The following is a 23772-nucleotide window of genomic DNA, read 5'->3' on the forward strand; positions in this document are numbered from 1 at the left end:
TCGGCGTTGCCGCTGACGCATCCGGTGCCGACACGGTCGCATGCCCGGATGCGACCGGCGACCGGCGTCCGTCCCACCGCACACTGGACAACGCCAGATCGCGTGTCCTGCACACCCCGATAGCCACAACCGGCTGAACAGTATCGGCGGCAGAAGAGGAGCGGCGCCTCTCGTGGCGGGGCTGCGCCGGCGCGGCCGGGTCATAGTCTTCAGTCCATGTCTCGAGACAACGTGCGGAAGGCGGTGCGGTTCGCCGCGGCCGCCGCCGTTCTCAGCCTGACCGCCCTCGTGCCCGCCACGCCGGCCGCCGCCGCGGGCACCCAGACCATCTACATGAACGCGTCCGGATCGGATTCGGCCGCGGGTGACACCCCGGCCGCTGCGGTGAGAACGCTCGAGCGCGTCGAGCAGCTCGTCGCGGCCGGCCCGTCCGACCAGGACGTCGAGGTGCGCATCCACGCCGGCACCTACGTGGCCCAGCAGACGATCTGGCAGACGTACCGGCCGGGGCACACGATCTCGTTCATGCCGGACGACTACGAGATCGGCGGGGGCGCCGACTCGATCGCCGCGCGGCCGGTGTTCCAGAACGCGCGGGCCAGCGGCTCCAACCGGTACATCGCCGGGTACTGGTTCTACGCCTGCGCTGGCGGGGCGCTCAACGCCGGTGGCACCTCCGGCCTGCGGTTCTACTACCTGCAGGCGCAGTACTACTCGAGCGGCGGCATCTCGCTGGACGGATCGGCCGGGTCCTGTGGCGGCGGATACCACCCGTCCTCCGGGCCGGGCCTGCCGTCGGCGCGCGGCCTGGACGGCAACACCGTTTTCGGCATGGTCCTCACCTCGCTGGGCAATGCGTACACCGGTGGCATCTGCGGTGACGCGGACTGGCCGCGGTGCGGGTACGGCGGGATCGTGCTCACCGAGTCGTCGGGTAACCGGATCGCCAACAACCACTTCGTGAACCTGCGCAACAGCGAGAACAGCTACATCCACGCCACCTACATCACGCACAAGAGCTCGCGCAACACGTTCACCGGCAACAACGTGACCGGGGTCAGCAGCGATCCGGTCAAGCTACGGGACGGCAGCGACTTCAACACCTTCGACGCCAACGTGTTCGGGGCGAACGGCTTCCCGCGCTCGTCGACGCCGCCGTCCGCGCACTACCTGGAGGAGGTCAACGTGGACGCGGGCGAATGCTCGTCGTACCACAACCGGTTCACCAACAACGACCTCGGCACGTACCTGATCGGCAGCAGCGCCAACCTGCCGACCTGGTACCTCTACCCGGCGGGCGCGACCTGGGCCGGCGCCGCGGGCTGCCCGGCGCTGCCGGCTGGCGAGACCCGGCTGACCACGGCGAACAACACCTACTGACGCTCGGGTCACAGGCCCACGGCACGGCTGGCGAGGACCTCCCAGCGGCCGTGGGCCTCGGCGTACTCCCGCTCCCACTCGTCGCCCTCCTGGCCGAACCCCTCGGGTCCGCTTGTTGGGCAGGTCCAGGTCGGGCACGTCGAGGGGCGATGATCCCTCCAGGCCGCACGAACCGGCAGCCGCCACTTGACAGCAATGCTCAACCGCGTCCAACGTCCGCCTTCATTGCCGCATCGAGAACGATGAACGCCGACGCGCGTGGACAGCGGCATGTGCGTGCACCAATGCAGTCCGGGGCGTCACGGAAGGTGTGTGCGGCTGCGCAGCCGGTCCCGCGCGTCGGCGTGGCTGCTCCTGGCACAATCGAACGGCGGACACCGCCCTCGGTACGACGGCGCCAAGCCGCCGCCGCATCACATCGCATCGGAGGGGGTGGCGGTGGTCGACGTCGAGCGTTATGGCGCCTTCTCGGTCAACAGTGTCGGCATCGAGCGTGCGCCGTTTCCGCTGAGCTTCAGCGTGCGCGAGTTCCCCGGCTGCTGGGTGGTCCACGCGACGGCGGCACAGGCCGGCGAACTCGCAGACATCCTGGCCGGCAACGCGATGGACACCGTGGCCGTGATGGACGTGGCGACCAACAGCTTCCTTGACGACCAGTACGTGCAGTGGACGCCGTCGCGCATCGCGGCGCATCAGGGCATCGTCTGCTCGCCGCACGACCTGAGTGCGCTGGCGAGAGGCGTCCCCGGTCTCGGCGACGAAGCGCTGATCATGCACCGCGAAGATCTGCCGGGCTTTCTCGCAGGCTGGTCACCGTACGAGTTGACGGTGGTCGCCATGCGGGCTACACCGGACGCGGAGCAGTTGGACGAGATGGCGCTCGCCATCGGAACAGCCGATTTCAGTCGGCCGATCCTGCCGACCCTTCCAGGCTGTTGCGTGTGGTACTCCGGACACGACGACTGCTACGTCTGGCTGGAATCAACCAGTCCACATGTTCCTCGGGCCGTCTTCAGGCGCCTACTAGCCCTGATGGCCGGCTCGGCTCTGGTCACGGCCGAGCATGTGGAGGTGACGGAGCCCGATGACAGCTTCGTCGAATCCGTGATCGGCGAGCATGGGCACTGGACCGGCGTCCTGGGCGCCGGTTCCCCCACCGCCGTCACCGTGAACCTGTCCGCCGTGTCGGAGCGTTGGATGCTGTCTCATCCAGTCCCACAGCAGGTCGACCGCATCGCGGTCTACGACGCCGTCAAAGCGTCGTGGCACCTCGACAAGCCATGATTCGGTGCGGACCTTATCGCGGCCATGAGCGTAAACGTGATCAAGCACGTACGACGGCGGATGTGTACGGCGCTGAAGCCCTGGCCTCGGGTTCCGGGTGCCCACCTATGGAGGCTCTTGCGCCAAGACCTCGGTGTTGACACGGCTCAACGGCAATGACGGCGTTCACAAAACGCTGATGTTCCCTGAACACCGGCGAACGATCCGGCGCGCACGATTGCCTCATGGCAGACCCATACGCTGACGGACCGACCAGCCAGCTTCCGGCGTCCCCGGACTGGCCGCCGACCGCCGGTCTCGTGATAGAGGAAACGCCGCCGCAGCGCTCGTTCCTGCAGCGCCGCCGCATTGCGGTGATCGCCGGGGCGGCGGCGGCCGGGGTGCTGGCGCTCGGCGGCGTCGGCTGGGCCGTCGCGGCCTCCAGCTCCTCGCCGCCGCCGGCCCCTGCGGCCGCCGCCCCGCCGGTCGCCTCCACGCCGTCCAAGCACAAGGTGGCGACCAGCGACACGATCCGCGGCACCGTGCAGTCCGAGTCCGGTGACACCTGGACGATCCGGACCCGCGCCGGCGCCACGTTCACCGTCACGATCACGTCAAAGACCCAGTTCGGCACGAAGAAGGACCCGTCGTCGGCGGCCAAGTTCCCGATCGGTGCCATGGTCGTCATCACCGGGCGCGCCGACGACTCCAGCGTCGTCGCCACCCGTATCAGCTCGCCGTCCGCTGCGTCCAACGACCCAACGCAGTAGCCTTCCCGCCGATGGGACTCAGACGGGCCGGCGCGCTCATGGCTGGTGCCACATCCGCACCGCCGCCAACGGGAGCCGCTCCCGATCCAGCCTGCACGCCCGGCGCCGTGGACAGCGCGGTCACCGACGCCGCCACAGCGACCACGATCTGCTGCAAGGGCGGCTACACGTCCTCGGTGCGCCCGCCGGAGTCCCTGACCGAGCCCGCGAAACGCAAGCTCCTCGCCGCCTGCGGCATCCCGGCCGCGCAGATCTCCAGCTATGAGCTGGACCACCTGATCGACCTCGCCGGCGGCGGCGCGAGCGACATTCGCAGCCTGTGGCCGGAGCCGAACACGTTCCAGCTGTACAAGGGCAGCGAGTTCGTCCACAACGACAAGGACGCCGTGGAGGCCTACCCGATCTGGCCGCATCGGCTGACACAGAGCGCGCACTCGAGTGGCTTCGGGCCCGGCAGCCGCTCCGTCAGCGGCAGATTAGTGCATCCGGTCGAATTCCGGCTGCGTCCGTACCGGCTCGTCGGCGACGTACGTCGGGCTCAACTCACAGAATGCTTCATCCGCCCATCGCCTGCGCACCGGGTCCGTGCAGGCGTCCAGAAACGCTCGCGCCGCGGCGGCGATGTGCTCACGGTGGACGGCCAGCTCCGGAACTCGTACGAGCACCACAGCCGCAGTGATCGCCTCCTGTCGAACACGGGAGTCCGGATCGTCCAGAAACGCGGCGGCGGCCTCATACATCTGGGAACGGAGCTGCCGGACAGCGTGCCACGCCGGGTACGGGTACTCCAGCGGCGAATATCCAGCCAGCTCGACGAACTCACGGACGCGGACGTCACCGACTGCGTTCGCAACGGTGGACAACCAGGTCAGCAGATGGCCTCGCAACGGCCGGAGTCTGCCGTCAGGGCTCCGGACCACCGTATCGCCACCTGCCTTGCGGTCCAGCAGCGCCAGCACGTACCGGACGGCCGGCACCGCCGACTCGAATACGTTCGGATACTCGGCAAGCGAGGCCCACAGATACGACAGTCCCATCGTGATGGACTGCGGATCGTCAGTGGCCAGGCCGTGCAGCGCAGGCCGCATGTCGGGGTCCGGCCACCAGCACGCGTCCGCCTCGCAGGCCCGCATCATGTCGTCGACCATGTTGCATAGGTCGGCCCGCTCCTCAGCCACGGCAGCATGATGACACAGCATCGACGAGCCGGTGGCGGCGGCCGCTGCATTCACAAGATGATCTGGTCCCCTTCACCGTTGCCGTCATCGGTGCTCGCACATCGGCACGATCGGAAGCTCCAGCCTCGTCAGTTCGCTCACCGTCGGTGACCAGCGCCGGCTGGTCACCGCGCTCTCATAGCGGCCATGAGCGGAAACGTGATCAAGCGCGTCCGGCGGCACGAGAGAACCACGTTCAAACTCGCTCGGTGCCATGAGCGGGTGTTACCGGGCAGCCCTGCAGCGGGTCCGCCCTCGTCAACTGTGGAGTTCAGCTGGTGATACGGCGTCGGGGGTGTCGACCACGAAGCATGCGCATTGCAGGATCTCCAAGAGCGCGGCACGGATCCGCCGGATCGCGTCGTCGTCGACGTCGAGGTACAGGCGGCAGTCGACCGGGAAGCCGAGCGTGGTGACGGCTCGTGTGCCGAACTCGAGGGAGAGGTGGTGGCCGATGAGGGTCCAGGCTCCTGGGCCTGCGGCGACCGACCCGGCGCTGTTCATCACCTCGTCGACCCAGCCGGCGTAGCGCAGCCTGATCAGCATGACGTGGACGCCCGCGGTGCCAAGGATCAGCGTGAGCTCGTCATCGGTCTGCCGGACGTCAGCCCGATCGATGCGCAACGGCGGGCTGTCCACGCCGCGACCGTACTGTGGCGTCGACCGCTCACGCGACAGAGATACTGCGGCGCGCGCACCTTGCCATGAGCGCGCACCTGATCGAAGTCGTGTTCGGAGCGCGGATAAAGGTCTGACAGCCCGAAAGCCGGGCGCTATGGAGGTCGAAAGGCTGACGTCTGCGTCGTCATGGCAGTTCGGGTTCGAGGGTCATGCCGGTCTGGGCGGGGAAGCCGGCGATGAGGTCGGTCTGCTGCTGGCAGGCGCGTAGCCGCTGTTTGACGATGTCGGCGAGGAGGTCGACGCCGTGGACGGCGATGTTGGTGATGCCGCGTTTGGTTCAAGGCCAGACGCCCTCGGTTATCTGGTTCGCGGAGCGTTGAACCGTCAACCTTCGGGGTAGTGGCGGTGAGGTCGCTAGCGGGCGTATACGAGGTCAACCAGCTCACAGCAGTCTGGCGGGGCCAGCGACTGAGGAGGACACCGCCGCGACAGCGGAGACTCAGCCATGGCGTCAATGCGCTTTACCCAGCGTTGCCTTGAGCAAATGAGTCGCTGCTGACGCGTGAAATTGTCAGGGGAAGGAGTCATCATGCCGATGTGGCACGTTTATCATCCGAAGGGAACGTACACCGCCGAGGAAAGACAGGAATTTGCCGCACAGGTCACTGCGCTCTACGCTGACTGTGTCGAACTACCGAGGTTCTATGTGAGCGTGGCGTTCCATGAATTCTCGGCCGAGGAGTTCTTCGTGGGCGGCGAGCCTAATGACAGCTACGTGAGGATTTGGATCGATCACATCGCTCGCCGCACACCTGATCCAGGCAGGCGCAGGTGGTGGATGGAAACCATCAACCAAACGCTAGCGCCCTTCCTCAAGGACCGAAGGCTCCACTGGGAGATCCACATCGACGAGACGCCGTTCGAGTTCTGGACTATCGACGGATACTTCCCTCCGGCTCCTGGATCGGCGGACGAGCGGCGATGGGCCGCGCAGAACAGGCCATCTCCGCTGATCGGCGATTGAGGGGGACGGGAACCGCGTCGCCGCTGCGGCTAGTGGCGCTACAGAGGTCAAAAGGCTGACGTCTGCGTCGTTATGACAGTTCCGGTTCGAGGGTCATGCCGGTCTGGGCGAGGAAGCCGGCGATGAGGTCGGTCTGCTGCTGGCAGGCGCGTAGCCGCTGTTTGACGACGTCGGCGAGGTGGTCGACGCCGTGAACGACGATATTGGTGATGCCCCGTTTGGTCCAGGACCAGACGTCCTCGGTCGGGTTGAGGTCGGGGCGGAGGGCCGGCAGACGTATCACGGTCAGCCAGTGCCGGGCGGCGGTCAGCGTCCGCATCCGCACGCTGATGTGGGTGTGAAAGTCGGCCCGAAGCGCGGGTTCTGGTCTTTCGACCGGTCCGTTTCTTCGGGCCGCTTCCCGCACCCGGCGTGCCATGTCGACGGCGGCCTGAGACCGACCCTCTGGCGGGTACAGTGACCCCTCGATGAGTCGTGGCCTTACACGTCGGCAACGTTCCGGGCTACGCGAGTCGGCTATGACATCGAGATGGAGATCCAACCGGGGTATCGGCTCGTCCGCCTGCGGTTGCGTACAGCTTCCGGCGTCAAGCTGCGCGATCTGGACCTTCAGGGCGTGCGTACGGTCGCGGTCGAGCGCATGGACGACCGCGAGCTGCTGCGTGTGGATTTCCCGGAAGACTCGCCAGCCTCGACGCTCTGGTTGCGGATGACGCCGGACCTCACCATCATCTGTGGTCTTACAACACCGCCTCCTGACCCAGAGCGCGCCGGCAGCTGCATGAGAGCGCGCCAGGGTATGTCGGGCCGCAGATATCATCATCCAGCCCGTGATGCGGCCGTCCGCTACGGACAGACGGCGTTACTTCGCCCTCGTTTCGAACCATCGGGGCTTCCGAGCGGGAACCCGGGATGGCTCGCGTGCGTCTGATCGCTTGAATCGTCAGCTCGACCTCGGGGAGTGCAATGCGGGCCGTGATCAGGCTACTGACGGTCGTGACGGCAGTGGGTCTGGTGGGTGCGTGTGGCCGCCCGGCGGGACCTGATCCGACGGGGTCTGAGGCGGTGCACGTGGCATCGCTGGCGGAACCGATCGGCAACCAGCCGGACCTGCCGGACGGCTGGCGTTGGGAGTCGTTCGGCGGTGTCCAGGTCGGCGTGCCTGGCGACTGGGGGTGGGACAGTCAGGCGCTCCGGCTGGACGCGTGGTGCATAAAGCCGGGCGATCATCCGCCCGCGGTCGCCCGGCCCGGTGCTCCGGTCCCAGCCATCGGTTGCGGCACTGACGGGAGCGGTCCGCCGGCCGGGTTCCTGATCGCAAACACCGGTTGGACGGTCGGCTTCGACCGCACGGACAATGGCGATGGCACCGACCACGAGGGTGACCGTACGACGGTGCGGCGGGACGGTGTCGAGGTGATCATCCAGGCGCCGAAGGAGTGGCGGGACCGGATCGCCGCCACCATCCATCGGGTGCGGGTCGACGACGCCGGCTGCCCGACCAGCCACCGGATCAGTACCGGTCCGGACCTGCGCCCCACACCGCCGGTAGACGTCACGACCCTGCCTCACGTGACCTCGGTAACGGTGTGCAAGTACCCCCTGCCGGATGGGAGTTCCGCCCAGGCGTCCTCCCCGCGTCTGCTGTCCAGCCTGCGCCTGGACGGCGCGGCGGCCGCGGACGAGATCCGGCAAATCGCGGCGGCACCGGTTGGTGGCGGCCCGGACAACCCGGCGGACTGCGCACCGGAGGTAGCGCACGGCGACCAGATCATCGTGCTTCTGGTGCGGTCCGCGACCGGTACCGCGGAAGTCGCGATGCGCTACGCCGGCTGCGTGCAGAACGGCTTCGACGACGGTACGACCGTCCGCAAATTGACCAAGGCCAGCGTGGGTCCGCTTGTCACTGGCCCCAACCGCGTGTACGGCGGGTTCTCCGGCCACGCCGAGAAGTACGGCATGTTGATGCCACACGACTGAGTCCGTCGTTAACACTCCCGCTCGTTCCGGCCCGGGCATGGCGACTCGCTGTTCCTTGGGGGCGTCACACCGGACACTGTCCCTCATTGTCGACGTCCAGCGGTCTTTGGTCGCTGTGTCCGTGCAGAGGCGAAGGGCCAGCACCACAGCCGGCGCGGTGACGGCACGGATTATCCGCTCATCGGCATGTCCGACCACTCACGCCCTCGGCGCGTTGTTACGGTCAGTGACGAGCGGCAGGCCGGCGTCCGCGCCGTGACAGCGGCATGTGCGGATGCCAAGATCGGCTTGCTGGTCGCATCTCGAGCTGCCCGCGCGCGGCATGTCGCGGCAGGCGCTCCTCGATCACGCCCGTGCCCTGGCCGTACGGCGCGACCTGGCGCTTCTGCGGGTGGAGTGCCCGGCTGGCCGGGCCGCCTGGGACGAGCGCCAGGGCCTCACGCCGACGGCCGGCGCCGAGCTCGGCCGGGCGCTGCAGGAGCGCCTCATCAGCCCTTCGGGATGTTCTGTCCCCTGGTGCCAAAGACCGAGCCGGTGACGGTCTTGCCGCTCCACATCACGAAGTAGCACTGCGCCACGGCGATGCCGTCCTTCGACAGGTTCCTGGCAGCCCAGAAATTGTAGCCCCAGGTGTCGTCGAGCTTCTTCGCGGTGACGCCCATCTCGGCGGCGATCTCATCGCGGCAGGCGACCTGGAACGGCGTCATCGCCGCGTCGTCGTTGTTCCTCGGCATGACGCTGCCGTAGGGCGCGCTCGCCACTCCGATGTACTCGGCGCCGTGTGGCTGGGCGCAGTCGGCCGGGAGCAGGTCGTCGGAGGCCTTGAGCACCGTGAAGCAGCGTGGCGCGGCGGTGGTCTTCCCGGCCGCGTAGCTGCCCTGCACGGACGCCAGCTTCGGGTCGCCGGGCGAGGAGTCGATCGCGACGACCTGGCAGGCGAACCAGCGCGCCTGCGCGCTCCACTCGGGCGCAGCGGGCACCGCGACCTCGTACGTCATGCCACGCCGACCCAGCGGGGTGCCGAGATAGGCGGCGACCTTCGTGCGGCACGTGGCGTCGGCCGGCGCGAGGTCGGGCGAGCCGAGCGCCGGGGGGTCGGCCCGGTTCCGGTCGAGGTCGCCGACATAGGCGATCTCGATCTGGTGGTCCTTGGCACAGTCGGTCACCGTCGGCGTCATGATTTCGCCGCCGAACGGGCGGTCGTAGCACTGCCCGGCGACGGGCACCACGGGCGCCGCCGACGGCGAGGGGGACGTCGCCGGGGCGGCCGGAGAGGAGCCAGACTGCGCGCAGCCGGCGGTCGACAACAATGCGGCGAGTGCGAGCGCGACGCCGTGCCCCCGGATGGTCATCGGGACATCAAACGATCTTCCTGCCGGATGTGCAAGGAGATCTTTTCAACATGCGTCGGCAAGGCGCTTCAGCTTCCAGAGGTCGTAGCGGTAACCGACGGCGCGCGCGGGTGCTGGTCGGGTTACAGGGCCGGGCCGACGCGCTCGGGCTGATCACCTGGGACGTGAGCGGGGATTCCATGCTCACCCGGGCGCATCAGCATCCGCGCCGGCGCGCGCCGGGACAGTCACACGCAGGTCGAGCCGCGAGTTGCGCGCCACGGCCGAGCCGACCGATCACACGTCATTCCCGATCAGTGAAGCCCAGGCGCCCGACGCGCGCTCATCGGCATGTGCGGAAGCTGGACGACCCAACTCGCCGTGACGTTCCGTAGCGACCGGATCGCGGCATGTCCGGAAACCAAGATCGCCAGTTCGCGCTTGTGGTCGGCACGACCGGATCGCTGGCCGCGGACCACGCCGAGCGAGCGCGCAGATCACTGCAGGCCATACAGGCACATTTCTGCCCGACCTACCAGCGTCGACACGCTGAAGTTGAACGAGGCCTGCATAGCAAGCAGATCAGTGCGCCGCCCCGACCGTGGCAGCGTCAATCCGATCGACGGGAACGTTCTTGGTGAGGCGTGCGGTTCCGTCCGCGCTGGTGGATGGCACCAGGTCGTATCCCTCGCTCTGGTAGAGGTTGATGTTCCGCTGGCTGTTGGCGCCCGTGGACAGGATGACGCGACGGATGTCTGGGGCGGCGGCGGCTTCGGCGGTACGCAGGAGCCACCTGCCCAGCCCGTGACCCTGCAGATCCGGCACGACAGCAAGGCGGCCCACGTGCCAGTCGGTGTCGGTGCGGCGGGTGCGAACCATGCCCAGGAGTCGACCGTCCAGCCAGACGCCCGTGGTGTGCTGGTCCGCTAGCCACTCGCGGACCTGCTCCAGCGATTCGTGCAGGGCGGGTATGGACAGGGTGTCGTTGACGACGGCTTCGTCCACCCAGCAGCACCGCTGCAGCACGGTGACCTCGGGTGCGTCGTCGGGGGTCAGCCGCCGCACGTACGACCCCGGCACCGGGCCGGGGACCGTCCCGGCCCGGGCCCGCTCGCGCATCGGTCGGAGGGCGTGGGAGACCCGGACCAGTTCGTCGAGGAGGCCGAGGCCCGCCGCGTCGCGGGCGGCGTCGGGGCGTAGCCGCCCGTCGTCCACCGCGTCACCGATGCGGATCGCAACCGTGGCGCCCAACGGGACCAGTCGCAGCGTGGTCACCACCTGTTTGGCGTGCTGGACCGACCGCGTGCCGGCCGAGGTGTTGCCGTAGCTGACGAAGCCGATCGGCTTCCACGCCCACTCGCGGCCGAGGTAGTCCAGCGCGTTCTTCAGGGTCGCTGGCATCCCGTAGTTGTACTCCGGCGTCACCGCGATGAACCCGTCCGCCGTGTCCACGATTTCGCTCCACCGACGGGTGTGTTCGTGCCGGTAGATGCCCGATGACGGGTGTTCCTCCTCGTCGAGGAACGGCAGGTCCAGGTCGGCGAGGACCACCGGCACGAGTTCGACGCCGAGTTCGGCGGCGCGGGGCGTGATTGTGTCGATGAGCCACTGCCCCACCACGGGGCCGAGGGCGCCCGGGCGGGTGCTGCAGACCAGCGCGAGGACTCGGAGCGATTTCATTAACATGGAAACGAAGTGTAGATGGTAGGTTGTTTACATGTCAACGAAACCGTCGCCGCCGCCGGTGCGCTGGTTGAACCCGGACGAGGAGCGGGCGTGGCGCGCGTTTCTCCGGGTGATGTTCGCCGTCCAGGCCGGCATCGCGCGTGACCTGGTGGCGGTCGGACTCTCTGAGCCCGACTACGAGGTGCTGAGCACGCTGTCGGAACGGCCCGGCCAAACCAGCACCCTGCACGCGCAGGCCGACAAGATGGGCTGGTCACGCAGCCGGCTGTCCCGGCATGCCACTCGGATGGAGGCGCGCGGCCTCCTCCGGCGCACTCCCGACCCGGCCGATGGCCGGGGCTGCTTCCTCGTGCTCACCGAACAGGGCCTGGACGCCCTCACCACCGCCGCACCGGCCCACGTCGAGTCGGTACGACGCCACTTCATCGACCGGCTCACGCCGGACGACCTCGCCGCCATCGAACAGATCGCCCGGCGCCTGGAAGGCCCCCGACCGCATGACGGTCGATAGCCAGATCCGGCGGTCACAGCCATCCGCCGGGCTGCTCGGAACGGGGCACCATCTGGTGACGGCGGGCGGCCGCGTCCGGAAGTGAGCCTCGGGCGGCGGCACGGACTGTGACGGCCGCGGGCGGCTAGCGCGCCCGGTCGGCGGCATAGCGTAGGTGCCGACGGGCCGCGGTCTCGTCGTGGACGGCTACCGAGAGCATCAGGGCGTCCAGCGCCACGGTGCCGGCCGGGCTGTCCGGACCGCGACAGATGATCGGCGCGGGTCCTGCTGGTCAAGCCGGCCGGCGAGACGGCACCGGCGCCGGACGACGGGAGGTGGCCCGCCGGCCGGCACCGGACGTATGTGAGCGGTGGACTGACTAGGAGATGGTCACCGAGTCGATGTTGGCGGCGCCGCCTGCGGTGGTGCCGGTGACCCGGATGGTGTTGGTACCTGCGGTCAGGGGCACCGAGATGGACGCGGTGGCCCAGGTGTCCCAGTTGGCGGTGATCGGGAAGTTCAGCGTGCCGCGTGAGGTGCCGTTGACCGAGATGGTCGCGGGCCGCGCAGCGCTGGTGCCGTCGGAGTACCGGAAGGTCAGGGTCTTGGTGCCGGCGGTGGCCGCGGTGACCGGGATGTCGACGTACGCGCCAACTGCGTTGGCCGTGTTGGCGAAGCCGGTACCGGTGAAGCCGAGGTGGTTGGAGTCGAATGTGCCACCGGCTGACAGCGTGCCGGTCTCCGCCTCGAACGTGCCACCGGTCGGCGGCGGAGTCGTGGGCGGTGTGCCCCCCATGCTTGCGCCGAGGCTGTCCAGGGCCGTCTGGACCTTGGCCTGGATGTTGTCGTTCAGGGTGGCGTTGGTGCCGTTCACGACCCAGGACGGGCCGGAGAACATCACCAGGGTCACGCCGTTGTCAACACCACCGGTGGTGCCGCTGCTGGGGATGCCGAGCAGTTGGGCCGCCTTCACGGACCCCTCGCCCAGTTCGCGGGAGTCGTTGTCCGAGGTGGTCTGGTTGTTCGCGGTCTGCGTGTCGCCGAAGATCGCGCCGATGACCTTGCCGTTGTAGAACATCAGCGCGAACTGCCGGCCCGTCATGTTGTGGTCCTGGTAGAAGAAGTGCGGGCACGGGGACGTGCGGTCCCAGCAGTCGTCGCCCAGCACGTAGAACGGCACGTGGTGTGCGCCCAAGGCCTTGCCGTTGCTGTCTTCCCACGTCGTCTCGCCCTGGTGGTCGGGGTCGGGGTCGGGGTCGCTGCCGTCGGTGTCGATGGCCAGGCCGGAGGTGTAGGCGTAGACGCCCGGCGCGACCTGGTACACGTTCACGTTCTGGGCCCGCGTCATGGTGTTGATGTGGGGCTTGGAGTTGACCTTCTTCGCGGTCGTCATGTTCGCCTGGACGCCGGCCAGCACCTGGGCGGGCGTGAACGAGGTGGCGGCAGCGGGGCCTGCCTTCACAGTGGTGGGCGTCGTGGCAGCGTCGGCGTTCCTGATGGCAAGCGGGATGGCGAGCGCGAGAACCGCGGCGGCTGCCACGGCGAGGCGCGTACGGGTCGGTGACATGGGTCGGCGGCCTCCATCCATCTGTTAGTCAGACTGATTAACAGATAGAAGCACTCGTGGTTCCCGCGCACAAGCATCTTTATGAGTCAATATCTCGCCGCGTTGCACCTCGCCGTCGGCGCCGGCTGCACCTCGGGCGCCTCGCAAAGGAGTCGATCGACACGGTAGGCACCGCCGACCCCAGATCGTGGAGAGAAAACTGCTGATTTCCGTGGGCTCGGACCGGCACGCGCTCATCGGCCAGATGTGCGCGAGTCGCAACCACTCGTGATGATGGTCAACGGCTACGGACAGTGTGGCCTGACCCCCTAGTTCTGGCCCGTCGGGTGCCTCGCGCCTTGGTCAACAACGGGCGCCCGCTCTCACGAACACGGGCGCTAGGCCGGTCGGCAAGGTAGGGATCGGAAGTGACGAACATCTGGCCCGTTCTCCACGAACGAAGCCTGTACGGTGCCAAAAGTGTATTTCGGGCTGTGAGCTGGGGATTTGCAGGTGGATCAGGCAGCTCGGTGATACTCGTTGATGACACCGCTCAGGATGCGACGTCGCTGGATCGGTTTGTCGATCGCGACGACCGTGCCGGGGTCGTGGTCGGGTGGATGCTGGTCCAGGCTCTGGTGCGGCTGGCGCCGGTTGAAGTGTTCCTCGTAGTCGTGTAGCACCGTCCGGGCGTGCTGCTCGCTGTAGATCAGGACCCGGTCGGTGCACTCGGCCCTGATACTGCGCACGAAGCGCTCCGCGAACGCGTTTGCCCGAGGTGTGCGCGGAGGGATCTTCACGACGTCGATGCCTTCGGCGGCGAACACGGCGTCGAAGGACGCGGTGAACTTGGCGTCGCGGTCGCGGATCAGGAACCGAAACGCCGTGATCCGATCGCCGAGGTCCATCACCAGGTTGCGGGCCTGCTGGGTGGTCCACGCCGCGGTCGGGTGGGCGGTGACACCGAGAATGTGCACCCGCCGGGTCGTGGTCTCCATGGTGAACAGCACATACAACCGCCGCAGCGCGATGGTGTCGATGTGGAAGAAGTCGGTCGCCAGCAGCCCGGACGCCTGCGCGCGCAGGAATGTCCGCGCCAACTGGTGTCGATCTCACGCGGGGCAGGCCCGACCCTCGATCGGGCGAGGATGCGGCGGATGGTGCCGGCGCCGACCCGGTGGCCGAGCCCGACGAGCTCACCCTGGATGCGCCGATGCCCCCAGGGTTCTGCCTGGCCAGGCGCAGAACCAGGTCACGGATCTCGTCGCTGATCGGTGGCCGTCCCTGCTGGTTCGGATAGGTCCAGCGTCGGCGAACCAGCCGGCGGTGCCAGGCCAGCAGGGTCGGCGGGGTGACGATCCGGTGTTTCCACAGTTCTCGCGGCAATGCTCGGACCAGCGCGGACAACACCGCCCGTTCCGGCCACGACAGCTGCGGCCGCCCGATCTGGCGTCTCAGTACAGCAACCTCGTGGCGCAGCACCAGCAGCTCCGCGGCCATCGCGGACTCGCTTCATGTAGCCTGCGGCAGCCAGCCGAACACGCGTACCGCACTCAAGTACAGCAACCGAACGAACACGCTCGCCATCCTGCACCAGGGTCGCGAAACAGCAGCTCACACCGGGTGCGATGAGTTTTGGCACAGTACAGGCATACCGCCCTCCCGTCACCTGGCGCATGTCACATGTTCAAAGTGCTCAGAGCGGCAGGTGTACCTGCAGATGGGTGCCCTGACCGGCAGGACTATTGATCGTGATCGATCAGCCCATGGCGTCGACCCGGTCGGTCAGTCCGACGAGGCCGGAGCCACGTGCCGGGTCGGCGCCGCCGGCGCCGTCGTCCGCGACGGACAGGTGCAGCCAGCCGTCCCGGACCGCCACGTCGATGTGGACGCGCGAGGCGTGTGCATGCTTGGCTGCGTTGGTCAACGATTCGGAGACGATGTAGTAGGCCGCCACCTCGGCCGGTTCGGGAAGCCGGCCGTCGAGGTGCGCGTTGAGCTCGACCGGGACGGGGGAACGCCGGACGAGCCCGTTGAGCGCGGGCTGCAGCCCGATCTCGGACAGGATCGCCGGGTGCAAGCCGCGCGAGATGTCCCGCAGGTCGTCCAGCACGCCGGTCAGCCCCTGCTTCACCGTGGACAGCGACTGCGCCAGCTCCGGCATCTCGGACGGGATGTTCGCCTCGGCATCTCCTACTTCGAGGATGAGCGCGACGAGCTGCTGCTGGACGCCGTCGTGCAGGTTGCGTTCGATGCGCCGCCGGGCCTGGTCGGCGACAGCCGCCACCCGCACCCGGAGGCAGCCAGATCAGCGCGGGCCTGAGCGTTGGCGATGACGGCGGCGATCAGGTCGGTGGAGTACGCAAGACGCACCTCGGCGTCCGGGGCCAGCGGCTCGTCCCGTGACATGGAGGCGGTCACGACTCCCCAGACGCGTCCCTCGACAACGATCGGGGCGCCAACCGTCGAACGGATGCCCTGCTCGCGCAGGAGCGCGGCGAGCGGGCCTGGAGCGTCCGCGTAGCTGTCCATCCGAGCGGAGCGGCCGGTGCGCGACACCAGAGCCGTCACGCTGCGGCCCTCCAGTGACACGTTCGCGCCGACCGGGATCACCGTGCCGGACCGGCCCCAGCCCGCTACCACGGTCGCGGTGCCGTCGGACTCGTAGCGGACGATGCTCGCCCTGTCGGCGCCGGCGAGCCGTCCCAGTTCTGTGGCGACGGCGTCGAAGACCTCGGCCTGGGGAGCACCCCGTCCGACGAGCATGGCGACGCGCCGCAACGCCGCCTGCCCCTCAACGAATCGGGTGAGGTCGTTGGCGTTGCGCTCCGGCGAGGATGTCATGGCGTTCAATCTGTCGTGGCGGCCCCGCAAGTAGTCCTGTGCCGGCGGGCGGCCCGGGGTACGTGGTCAGTCGACCGCATCGGACAACGTGCATCGAGGCGGCGCACTATTCGCGGACATCGCCGACGAGTGGGCGCCTCGCGTCGAGCGCTGCGAGAATGTCCCGGCTCACCTGCTCGGCCGGACGCATCGCGTCCACCGAGACGAGGATGCCGCGCTGCGCATACCAGGCCACGATCGGGTGGGTCGTCCGGTGGTACACCTTCAGCCGCTTCCGGATGACCCTCTCGGTGTCGTCGGAGCGGTGCTCGAGGTCCGCGCGGGCCAGCAGGCGCCGCGTCAGTTCGTGATCGTCGGCCCGCAGGTGCAACGCGACGTCCGCGAGCATCCCGAGCTCGCGAGCGATCGCGTATCCCGCCCGTGCCTGGTCCATGGTGCGCGGCGCCCCGTCGAGCACGTAGCCGCCGCTGCCCGCCTTGGCATCGAGGAACGCCATGCGGACGATGTCCATCATGACGTCGTCCGGCACCAGCTCGCCGCGGTCGAGGTGTCCCTCAATGGAGCGGCCGAGGTCGGTGCGCTGGGTCACGTGGTCGCGCAGCAGCTCACCCGTCGCAACGTGCGGGATCCCGAAATGGGCCGCGATCAGGCCACCTTGCGTTCCCTTGCCCGCGCCCGGCGGGGCGATCATGACGACACGCATGCTTCGTCTCCTCGTATCGACTCGGTTCCTCGGTCGATGGTGTGACGGTGGTCAGTCGCCGGCACGTGTCAGATGACTGCATCGAACCGGCGTGCGGCAAGCACAGCCCGCCCGGCTACTCAGCGTGATTGGGCGCAGAATGCATCGCGGTCCGGCCGGGGGCGCGGGCTACGCTGGACTGGGCGTCGGCGGAACGCATAGTCCGCTGCTCATGGATGCTATGGCTGGCAGCAGTATGGAGATTCTCCCGGTGGTCGATGCGAAATCCTCCTCGTCAATCCGTCCGAATGTTTCCGGCGAACGACATCAAAGCAGACAGCCACGATTGTCACTGCCAGTAGTTGAGCTGCTGGGGCGCGCGGAGGAGCTGGAACTGATCGACGCGTCGCTCATTGGCTGCAGCCGGGTCGGAGCCGGTCTGTTGCTGTATGGCGACCCGGGGATCGGAAAGTCCGCGTTGCTGGACGTCGCGGCGGCGCGGGCGGAGACGGCCGGCATGCGGGTACTGCGCGCGTCCGGGGTGGAGTTCGAGGCCGGGATCGGCTTGTCGGTGGTGCATCAACTGATCTACCCGATCCGGGCGTGGATCGATCGGCTCGCAGCCGGCCATGGCGACGTCCTGCGACAGGTCCTCGATCTGCCGCAGCGCACTGCCCTTGATCCTGTGCTCGTCTCCACAGCGGTGCTTGCCCTGCTGGGCGAGGTCGCCGCCGGGCGCCCGCTGCTGCTGGTGGTCGACGACGTGCAGTGGATCGACCGGGGCAGCGCGACCGTGCTCGGGTTCGCCGCCCGGCGGATCGGCTCCGACCCGATCATGCTGCTGGCCGCCGCCCGCAGCGGCGCCTCCAGCCTCCTGCACCAGGTCGGACTGCCCGAGCGGGAGATCGGGCCGCTGGCCGACCAACCCGCGGCCGCTCTGCTGGACGCGTGGCACCCAGGCCTCGCGCCGGCGTCCCGGCGCCGCCTGGTGGCCGAGGCCGCCGGCAACCCGCTCGCACTGCGGGAGCTGCCCGCATCGCTGACCGACGCTCAACGATCCGGGAAGGAACCGCTGCCGACGTTCCTGCCGCTCTCCCGCCGGCTGGAGGCGGTCTTCGCCGCCGGGGCACCGGCCCTGCCCGCACCGACCCGGCAGCTGCTCCTGCTGGCCGCACTGGACGCCGATGCCGGCCCAGGCACGATCCGGGCGGCCCTCCAGTCCATCGCACCAGATCCCGCGGATGTCGGTGACCTCGCCCCGGCGCGACGGGCCGACCTCGTCCACGCCGACGCATGCCCCGGCCGGATGTCGTTTCGGCATCCGTTGATCCGCTCGGCGATCGTGCAGGCGACACCGCCGGATGAGCGCCGATCGGCGCACCTGGCATTAGCCGCAGCGCTGACCGACGACCCGGGGCGCCGGGCGTGGCATCTGGCCGAAGCCGCGACAGGACCGGACGAATCGGTGGCCCGGGCGCTCGAGGACGCGGCGCTTTGCCCCCAGCTGGGCTGCAACGGGTCCGCGACGGTGACCCGGCTGGTGCGCGCCGCCGAACTCAGCCCGCAACCGGCCGACCGGTCCCGCAGACTCATCGAGGCCGCCTACCTCGCCAACTCGACCGAACAGCTCGACCAGGTGACCCGCCTGTTGACCGACGCCAAACAGGCAGGCGGCGACGCCGGGCAGGCGCCGGACCCGCGGACCGGATCGGCGTTCGCCGCCGCGACGGCGACCTACCTCATGCATGGCGAGGGCGATGTCGATGCCGCACACCGTCTCCTGGCCCGGGCGCTCGACGACGCGGACACGGCCGAGACCGGCAGCGACTGGGTCAACGCCATGCTGGACGCGCTGCTGTTCGTGTGCGTCTATGCCGATCAGCCGGAGCCGTGGCAGCACCTCGGGCGCGCGTTGGCCCGGTTCAGTTCGGAGGGGACCACGCACCTGCGACTGTGCTACGACGCGCTCACCGACCCTGGCCGCGTCACGTACTCGGTGCGCAAGAGGCTCGCCGACGCCCTGGTCGCCCTGCCCGCCGACCCGCCGCCCTGGCAGCTGATCCCCATGGCCTATGCGGCGCTGATGCTGGACATGCTGGCGCCACTCCGGCAGCTGCTGCGGCGCATGATCGAACGGGAGCGCGACAGCGGCGGGACCGGCCTGGTCATTTCCGGATTGCTGCTGCTCAGTGGCGACTCCTACAACCACGGGCATTGGGACGAGGTCGAGGACCTGGCACGGCAGGGACTGGACCTGGCCACCACCCACGGCTACCACCTTCTTGCCGGTCAGCTGCGCGGCCACCTTGCCATCATCGCGGCCCTCCGCGGAGACGCGGAACTCGCCCGCACCCTCAGCGACGAGATCACGACGTGGGCGGCACCGCGCGGTGTCGGGACGACGCAGACGTTCGCCCGATACGCTCGAGCCTTCGCGGCCATGGGCGAGGGCGACTACGAGGCGGCCTACGTCCAGTCGTCACATCTCAGCTCGCGTGGCAGGACCAGCCCCGGCCTCGGCAGCTCCTGGATGGTGCTGGACCTCGTCGAGGCAGCCGTCCGGACCGGGCACAGCGACGAGGCCCGCGCTTGGGTCGCCGCCGCCCAGCAGGCGGGCGAAGACCGCATCTCTGCCAGGACGGCCCTCATCACCGCCGGCGCGGCAGCCCTGGCCGCCCACGACGACGACGCCGGCGGACTGTTCGAGGCCGCCCTGTCGCTGCCCGAGACCGACCGGCAGCCGTTCGAACAGGCGCGGATCCACCTCGCCTACGGCGAATGGCTGCGCCGCACCCGCGACACCACTCAGGCACGCCTCCACCTGCGCGCCGCCCTGGAAACCCTGGACCGGCTGGGCGCCCGGCCATGGGCACAGCGCGCCCGCAACGAACTGCGTGCCACCGGGATCCCGACCACCGCCCGACCCGACGCCCGCGGCGCCGCACTGACCACGCAGGAACGGCAGATCGCCACGCTGGCCGCCACCGGGCTGACCAACAAACAGATCGGCCAGCGACTGTTCCTGTCCCACCGCACCGTGAGCGCCCACCTGCACAGGCTGTTCCCCAAGCTGGGCATCACCACACGCGCGGCCCTCCGCGACGCGCTGGAAACGATCACATCCGACGGGCATGTCCCACGGCCACGGCGCCCGTAGGCGCACCGAAACGACCGTTCGTGGAGAGCGCACCTCGGTTGCGGGAGGATCACTCGCGCAGCGGCGGGGCGGTAGCCTCGACCACAGCGAGCATGCCCTCCAGTTGCTCGGCGAACCCGCCGAGGTCCCCGCCGATCCCCGTGTCACCGTCCGCACCGCCGTCCACGCTGATCAGCAGGCAGTACGAGAACTCCTGCGCCTGGGATTCGGTTGGGAGCCGCCCGAGGACGCCCTCCGCGACCCCAACACCCTCGTGGTCGAACGGGACGGCCAGCCGATCGGTACCGTCCGGTTGATCCGGGAAGGGGATCGGGCCGGCGTCTACGGCTTCGTCATCCACCCCGGCCACCAAGGACGCGGCATCGGGCGGGACGTGCTGCACCGCTTGTGCCGAACGGCCCGCGCCGACGGCGCCACCGCCGTCCACCTCGAGGTGGCCACCGGCAACGACCGAGCCCTGAACCTCTACACGTCCCTCGGCTTCCAGCCGGTGATCACCGAGGACTACTACGCGCTGCCCGGCCAGTGACGGCGACCCCGCGTCACCGGGCCGCGGGGTGCGCCGCGCAGGTCCGCGGAATCGCGGTCCGCGCTGGCCTTCGCGCCGGATGGTGTGCTGGCGCTCGCGGTGGCGGCGGCGGCGGCGAGGCAGAGTCCGTCGAGCAGAGCCCGCCCGCTCGCGGTAGACCGGTGGTGGCTACGGTGCTGCAGCAGCTCCGGCTGCGCGAGGCACCTGCACGGCGACAGCGCCGCTGGCCCGTGTCAGCGGCCCGCATAACCTCACTCGGTTCGGCAGCTCCGGACGCTGGAAACAGCGGACCGCCACCGCGATCTGTTCACCTCCGCCTGACCCGGCCGCGCCACGACGCCTGGGCTCTGTGCAAAGCCGGCTTCGTCGGCCACCGCGCGCTGCACACCATCGGTGTTTCCGCCTCATCGACCTCGGGAACTGCCTAGGGTGTGGAGGAGACCGAGCCGATGGTCGAGCCCGTCGCGCGGGTGCCGTTGACACCCCCGGCTGACCTGCCGCAGCCCGCCCGGAGGTTCCGCCGGGGCGTCGGGCGGAGGCCGCCGCGGGCGCGGAGATGGTACCGGCGGCCGTGGCTGGTCGTCGCTGTGGTGGTCGTGCTGATGCTATCCGGCGTCGGCGCGGTCGTCGGCGCGTTGTACTTCGAGAGCGTGCCGACGCCCGAGGAGCTTGCGCTGCCGGAGTCGACGACCGTGTACTACGCCGACGGTACGACGCCGATGGCCAAGCTCGGCACGGAGAACCGGACGATCCTGCGGTACGGCGAGATGAACGACGCGGTGCGGCATAGCGTAGTCGCCGCGGAGGACCAGACGTTCTGGACCAACAGGGGGGTGGACTTCGGCGGCATCCTGCGCGCGGCGTGGAACAACGTGACCGGCGGTCCAACGCAGGGCGCGTCCACCATCACCCAGCAGTACGCGCGGATCGCGGCCGATCTCAAGGGCGTGACGTACTCCAGGAAGCTGCGCGAGGCGGTCATGGCGTGGAAGCTCGACGACCGCTACTCCAAGCAGCAGATCCTGGAGTTCTATCTCAACACGGTTCCCTTCGGCCGGGGCGCCTACGGCATCGAGGCCGCCGCGCAGACCTACTTCGGCAAGACGGCCAACCGCAACGCGCCGCCGGACAACCAGGTCACGGTCGCCGAGGCCATGGTGCTGGTGGCGATGGTCAAGCAGCCCGAGGCCGACCCCGACGATCCGCAGGGCAGTCCGGGCTACGACCCGAGCCGGGGCGCCCAGGCGCTGGAGAACTCCAAGAGCCGGTGGGCCTACGTCCGCGACAACATGGTCGCCCTCGGATACCTCAGCCGCGCGCAGGCGGACGCGCTCAGCTACCCGGACACCGTCAGGCGGCCCGACCCGGGTGCCCGGCAGACCGGCCTGGACCGGCCGACAGGCCTGGTGGTGAGCCAGGCCATGGCCGAACTGCGCCGCACCGACGAATTCCGCGACAAGCCCGAGGACTACCTGGGCAACGGCGGCTTCCGGATCGTCACCACGATCGACAAGCGGGTACAGGACGTCGCCGAGGCGGCCGCCGACATCAGGCGGCCGAGCGCACCGCAGATCGTGCGGGGACAGCCGCCGAACTGGCAGGCCGCGCTCGTCGCCGTGGAACCGGGCACTGGACGGGTGCTGGGGTACTACGGCGGCACCAGCGGGACAGGCGCCGACTACGCGGGCTGGTACGTCGACGAAGCGGGCAAGCCGCACGGCTTCGGCGCCCACCCGCCGGGCTCCTCGTTCAAGGTGTACGACCTCGCCGAGGCTCTGCACCAGAACGTGTCGATGAAGTCGCATTGGGACTCTCCGGCGAGCAAGGAGTTCCCCGCCAGCGGCCGCGTCGACGGCAGCCCCGCCGGACCGATCCGCAACGCCGCCAGCGCCAGGTGCCAACCGGACTGCACCCTCTGGGAGGCCACGATCGCATCGCTGAACGTCACGTTCTTCGGGCTGACGGAGAAGCTGGGGGCGGCGAACGTCATCGACATGGCGAGCAGGGCCGGCATCGACTCGATGTGGGCCAGCCAGCCGGGCCAGGCCGATGCGGTCCGCGTGGATCTGCGCGGCGCGTCCGGTCGTGACGCCGGCCCGCGGTTCTCCAACGAGGTCGGCATCGGCCAGTACCCGGTCACGGTGCTCGACCACGCCAACGGCATGGCAACCTTCGCAGCGTCAGGCAAGCGGGCCGATGCGCATTTCGTGCGGTCGGTGTCCAAGCGTGGCGATCCGGTGTACACCGAGAAGCTCGCGCAACGCGACGTCGGGCTGGACCAGGAGCGGATCAACGAGCTGAACTGGACGCTGCGTCAGGTGGAGGCGGCGAAGCTGCCCAACGGCTGGGACTCGGCCGGCAAGACCGGCACCTGGCAACGCGGCAACAGCCTCGAGGAGAACGCGCACACGTGGATGGTCGGCTACACCCGGGCGCTGGCCGCGGCCGTCTGGCTCGGCACCACCGACGGCAAAGCCCTCGTCACCAAGGACGGAAAGTATGACGTCTACGGCGCCACCTACCCTGGGGCGATCTGGCGGCAGTTCATGCTCGACGCCACCGCCGCACTGAAACTGGACAAGAACGCGTACCGGTTCACGCAGCCCACGTTCGCCGAGGACCGCACCACCACCGCGTCGCCGAGCCCGGCAACGCCCACGTCGGCAAAGCTAGGCACCGCGACCCCGTCCTGCCGGCCGCCCGACTGCCCGAGCCGGAAACCCGGACCGAGCCGATCGCCGAGTCCGCCCGCCACCACCCCGGGCACACCGGCGAAGTCGGCAGGGCATAGATCACCAGTCCGGCTCAGGCGCGCTCGAAGATGAGGTCGAGCCGACTTACGGCGAACCACGCCGACGCATGAACCGTCAGCGAATCCAACGACAACCGTGTCATCGGTTCCCCGGTTCGGACAACCGGCTGCCGGTCGGGTCCGCCCCGGACGGGTTCGGAGCGCAGCAGTGGGCCGACCATCGGATAGGGTCCCGCCGCCTTCTGCTGGTGGAGTTCGTGCCGGTGCACCTGCGTAACGCCGGCTTCCCGCCGGGCGAGTTTGTCGACCTCGTGTTCGACGATTACCGACACGTCCTGGCGATCGACGAGCCCCGCAGGCGGTGGTGGCAGTGCACGCGAGACCAGCTCGCGGAATTTGCCCGCCGACGGGCGGGCTTCAGGCTCGTCGCCGTGGCCGACCCGGCGCACATCGAGATCATCGAAAGGTATCGGCGATCGGGCTAGCAGCATGCGTCGTGG

22 protein-coding genes are annotated in these 23772 nt (G+C 69.0%); 11 read left to right on the top strand and 11 right to left on the bottom strand.

Going from position 1 to position 23772, the window contains the following annotated elements:
- Positions 1-216: 216 nt before the first annotated feature.
- The 4 genes from ACPPVO_RS24160 to ACPPVO_RS24175 all read left to right on the top strand — a co-directional run bounded on the left by ACPPVO_RS24160 (position 217) and on the right by ACPPVO_RS24175 (position 4570).
- The gene (locus ACPPVO_RS24160) at positions 217-1380 is read left to right on the top strand and encodes a hypothetical protein (RefSeq protein ID WP_426513427.1); all 1164 of its coding nucleotides are present in this window, start codon (positions 217-219) and stop codon (positions 1378-1380) included.
- Positions 1381-1692: 312 nt separating this feature from the next.
- Complete coding sequence (locus ACPPVO_RS24165) at positions 1693-2664, top strand: hypothetical protein (RefSeq protein ID WP_426513428.1); 972 nt, start codon at positions 1693-1695, stop codon at positions 2662-2664.
- A 224-nt stretch (positions 2665-2888) separates the two neighbouring features.
- A complete protein-coding gene (locus ACPPVO_RS24170; protein WP_426513429.1) occupies positions 2889-3413 on the top strand; it encodes a DUF5666 domain-containing protein in 525 nt (174 codons plus the stop codon).
- 107 nt (positions 3414-3520) lie between these two features.
- Complete coding sequence (locus ACPPVO_RS24175) at positions 3521-4570, top strand: hypothetical protein (RefSeq protein ID WP_426513430.1); 1050 nt, start codon at positions 3521-3523, stop codon at positions 4568-4570.
- A gap of 105 nt (positions 4571-4675) precedes the next feature.
- Here ACPPVO_RS24175 and ACPPVO_RS24180 read toward each other — a convergent pair whose 3' ends face one another.
- Complete coding sequence (locus ACPPVO_RS24180; RefSeq protein ID WP_426513431.1) at positions 4676-4846, bottom strand: hypothetical protein; 171 nt, start codon at positions 4844-4846, stop codon at positions 4676-4678.
- Between the two features lie 42 nt (positions 4847-4888).
- Positions 4889-5269, bottom strand: a complete 381-nt coding sequence (locus tag ACPPVO_RS24185) for a hypothetical protein (protein ID WP_426513432.1) — start codon at positions 5267-5269, stop codon at positions 4889-4891.
- A 571-nt stretch (positions 5270-5840) separates the two neighbouring features.
- On the opposite strand from ACPPVO_RS24185, the gene ACPPVO_RS24190 reads away from it, so the two are divergent.
- Positions 5841-6275 carry a tautomerase family protein gene (locus ACPPVO_RS24190; protein WP_426513433.1) on the top strand — a complete coding sequence of 145 codons (435 nt, stop codon included), beginning with the start codon at positions 5841-5843 and terminating at the stop codon, positions 6273-6275.
- A gap of 70 nt (positions 6276-6345) precedes the next feature.
- Here ACPPVO_RS24190 and ACPPVO_RS24195 read toward each other — a convergent pair whose 3' ends face one another.
- Entirely contained in the window at positions 6346-6594 is a 249-nt protein-coding gene (locus ACPPVO_RS24195) for a hypothetical protein (RefSeq protein ID WP_426513434.1), read from the bottom strand.
- Between the two features lie 210 nt (positions 6595-6804).
- On the opposite strand from ACPPVO_RS24195, the gene ACPPVO_RS24200 reads away from it, so the two are divergent.
- Both ACPPVO_RS24200 and ACPPVO_RS24205 read left to right on the top strand, forming a co-directional pair.
- A complete protein-coding gene (locus ACPPVO_RS24200) occupies positions 6805-7206 on the top strand; it encodes a hypothetical protein (RefSeq protein WP_426513435.1) in 402 nt (133 codons plus the stop codon).
- 140 nt (positions 7207-7346) lie between these two features.
- A complete protein-coding gene (locus ACPPVO_RS24205) occupies positions 7347-8255 on the top strand; it encodes a hypothetical protein (RefSeq protein WP_426513436.1) in 909 nt (302 codons plus the stop codon).
- Between the two features lie 488 nt (positions 8256-8743).
- On the opposite strand, the gene ACPPVO_RS24210 is transcribed toward ACPPVO_RS24205, so the two are convergent.
- Both ACPPVO_RS24210 and ACPPVO_RS24215 read right to left on the bottom strand, forming a co-directional pair.
- Positions 8744-9607: a septum formation family protein gene (locus ACPPVO_RS24210; RefSeq protein WP_426513437.1), complete on the bottom strand. Its 864-nt coding sequence runs from the start codon at positions 9605-9607 to the stop codon at positions 8744-8746.
- A 561-nt stretch (positions 9608-10168) separates the two neighbouring features.
- Positions 10169-11203, bottom strand: coding sequence for a GNAT family N-acetyltransferase (locus ACPPVO_RS24215; protein WP_426514684.1), 1035 nt, complete (start codon positions 11201-11203; stop codon positions 10169-10171).
- Positions 11204-11303: 100 nt separating this feature from the next.
- Here ACPPVO_RS24215 and ACPPVO_RS24220 point away from each other — a divergent pair, with 100 nt between their 5' ends.
- Positions 11304-11783: a MarR family winged helix-turn-helix transcriptional regulator gene (locus tag ACPPVO_RS24220; protein ID WP_426513438.1), complete on the top strand. Its 480-nt coding sequence runs from the start codon at positions 11304-11306 to the stop codon at positions 11781-11783.
- A 358-nt stretch (positions 11784-12141) separates the two neighbouring features.
- Here ACPPVO_RS24220 and ACPPVO_RS24225 read toward each other — a convergent pair whose 3' ends face one another.
- The 5 genes from ACPPVO_RS24225 to ACPPVO_RS24245 all read right to left on the bottom strand — a co-directional run bounded on the left by ACPPVO_RS24225 (position 12142) and on the right by ACPPVO_RS24245 (position 16855).
- Positions 12142-13329, bottom strand: coding sequence for a glycoside hydrolase family 75 protein (locus tag ACPPVO_RS24225; RefSeq protein ID WP_426513439.1), 1188 nt, complete (start codon positions 13327-13329; stop codon positions 12142-12144).
- Positions 13330-13826: 497 nt separating this feature from the next.
- Positions 13827-14408 (bottom strand): integrase core domain-containing protein, encoded by a 582-nt coding sequence (locus ACPPVO_RS24230; RefSeq protein WP_426513440.1) that lies wholly within the window; start codon positions 14406-14408, stop codon positions 13827-13829.
- A 659-nt stretch (positions 14409-15067) separates the two neighbouring features.
- Positions 15068-15595, bottom strand: coding sequence for a sensor histidine kinase (locus ACPPVO_RS24235; protein ID WP_426513441.1), 528 nt, complete (start codon positions 15593-15595; stop codon positions 15068-15070).
- Positions 15502-16152: a GAF domain-containing protein gene (locus ACPPVO_RS24240; protein ID WP_426513442.1), complete on the bottom strand. Its 651-nt coding sequence runs from the start codon at positions 16150-16152 to the stop codon at positions 15502-15504. The genes ACPPVO_RS24235 and ACPPVO_RS24240 overlap by 94 nt, the downstream gene beginning before the upstream one ends.
- Before the next feature lie 106 nt (positions 16153-16258).
- The gene (locus tag ACPPVO_RS24245; RefSeq protein WP_426513443.1) at positions 16259-16855 is read right to left on the bottom strand and encodes an adenylate kinase; all 597 of its coding nucleotides are present in this window, start codon (positions 16853-16855) and stop codon (positions 16259-16261) included.
- A 235-nt stretch (positions 16856-17090) separates the two neighbouring features.
- Here ACPPVO_RS24245 and ACPPVO_RS24250 point away from each other — a divergent pair, with 235 nt between their 5' ends.
- From ACPPVO_RS24250 to ACPPVO_RS24260, 3 genes are all read left to right on the top strand, one after another.
- Positions 17091-19991, top strand: coding sequence for an AAA family ATPase (locus tag ACPPVO_RS24250; RefSeq protein ID WP_426513444.1), 2901 nt, complete (start codon positions 17091-17093; stop codon positions 19989-19991).
- Positions 19966-20520: a GNAT family N-acetyltransferase gene (locus ACPPVO_RS24255; protein WP_426513445.1), complete on the top strand. Its 555-nt coding sequence runs from the start codon at positions 19966-19968 to the stop codon at positions 20518-20520. The genes ACPPVO_RS24250 and ACPPVO_RS24255 overlap by 26 nt, the downstream gene beginning before the upstream one ends.
- Positions 20521-21122: 602 nt before the next feature.
- Positions 21123-23345 carry a transglycosylase domain-containing protein gene (locus ACPPVO_RS24260; protein ID WP_426514685.1) on the top strand — a complete coding sequence of 741 codons (2223 nt, stop codon included), beginning with the start codon at positions 21123-21125 and terminating at the stop codon, positions 23343-23345.
- Here the strand turns inward: ACPPVO_RS24260 and ACPPVO_RS24265 are convergent.
- On the bottom strand, positions 23326-23763 hold the full coding sequence (locus ACPPVO_RS24265; RefSeq protein ID WP_426513446.1) for a hypothetical protein: 438 nt from the start codon (positions 23761-23763) through the stop codon (positions 23326-23328). The two genes, ACPPVO_RS24260 and ACPPVO_RS24265, sit on opposite strands and share 20 nt — an antisense overlap.
- Positions 23764-23772 lie beyond the last annotated feature (9 nt).

It is taken from the genome of Dactylosporangium sp. McL0621, from assembly GCF_049995355.1.
Taxonomy (GTDB): Bacteria; Actinomycetota; Actinomycetes; order Mycobacteriales; family Micromonosporaceae; genus Dactylosporangium.

Excerpts from the sequence above, each read along its gene's own strand:
- ACPPVO_RS24160 (WP_426513427.1), top strand. The coding sequence starts at position 217 with ATGTCTCGAGACAACGTGCGGAAGGCGGTGCGGTTCGCCGCGGCCGCC.
- ACPPVO_RS24170 (WP_426513429.1), top strand. The coding sequence starts at position 2,889 with ATGGCAGACCCATACGCTGACGGACCGACCAGCCAGCTTCCGGCGTCC.
- ACPPVO_RS24180 (WP_426513431.1), bottom strand. The coding sequence starts at position 4,846 with ATGGCACCGAGCGAGTTTGAACGTGGTTCTCTCGTGCCGCCGGACGCG.
- ACPPVO_RS24190 (WP_426513433.1), top strand. The coding sequence starts at position 5,841 with ATGCCGATGTGGCACGTTTATCATCCGAAGGGAACGTACACCGCCGAG.
- ACPPVO_RS24195 (WP_426513434.1), bottom strand. The coding sequence starts at position 6,594 with ATGCGGACGCTGACCGCCGCCCGGCACTGGCTGACCGTGATACGTCTG.
- ACPPVO_RS24200 (WP_426513435.1), top strand. The coding sequence starts at position 6,805 with ATGGAGATCCAACCGGGGTATCGGCTCGTCCGCCTGCGGTTGCGTACA.
- ACPPVO_RS24210 (WP_426513437.1), bottom strand. The coding sequence starts at position 9,607 with ATGACCATCCGGGGGCACGGCGTCGCGCTCGCACTCGCCGCATTGTTG.
- ACPPVO_RS24220 (WP_426513438.1), top strand. The coding sequence starts at position 11,304 with ATGTCAACGAAACCGTCGCCGCCGCCGGTGCGCTGGTTGAACCCGGAC.
- ACPPVO_RS24225 (WP_426513439.1), bottom strand. The coding sequence starts at position 13,329 with ATGTCACCGACCCGTACGCGCCTCGCCGTGGCAGCCGCCGCGGTTCTC.
- ACPPVO_RS24240 (WP_426513442.1), bottom strand. The coding sequence starts at position 16,152 with ATGACATCCTCGCCGGAGCGCAACGCCAACGACCTCACCCGATTCGTT.
- ACPPVO_RS24245 (WP_426513443.1), bottom strand. The coding sequence starts at position 16,855 with ATGCGTGTCGTCATGATCGCCCCGCCGGGCGCGGGCAAGGGAACGCAA.
- ACPPVO_RS24250 (WP_426513444.1), top strand. The coding sequence starts at position 17,091 with ATGGAGATTCTCCCGGTGGTCGATGCGAAATCCTCCTCGTCAATCCGT.
- ACPPVO_RS24255 (WP_426513445.1), top strand. The coding sequence starts at position 19,966 with ATGTCCCACGGCCACGGCGCCCGTAGGCGCACCGAAACGACCGTTCGT.
- ACPPVO_RS24260 (WP_426514685.1), top strand. The coding sequence starts at position 21,123 with ATGCTATCCGGCGTCGGCGCGGTCGTCGGCGCGTTGTACTTCGAGAGC.
- ACPPVO_RS24265 (WP_426513446.1), bottom strand. The coding sequence starts at position 23,763 with ATGCTGCTAGCCCGATCGCCGATACCTTTCGATGATCTCGATGTGCGC.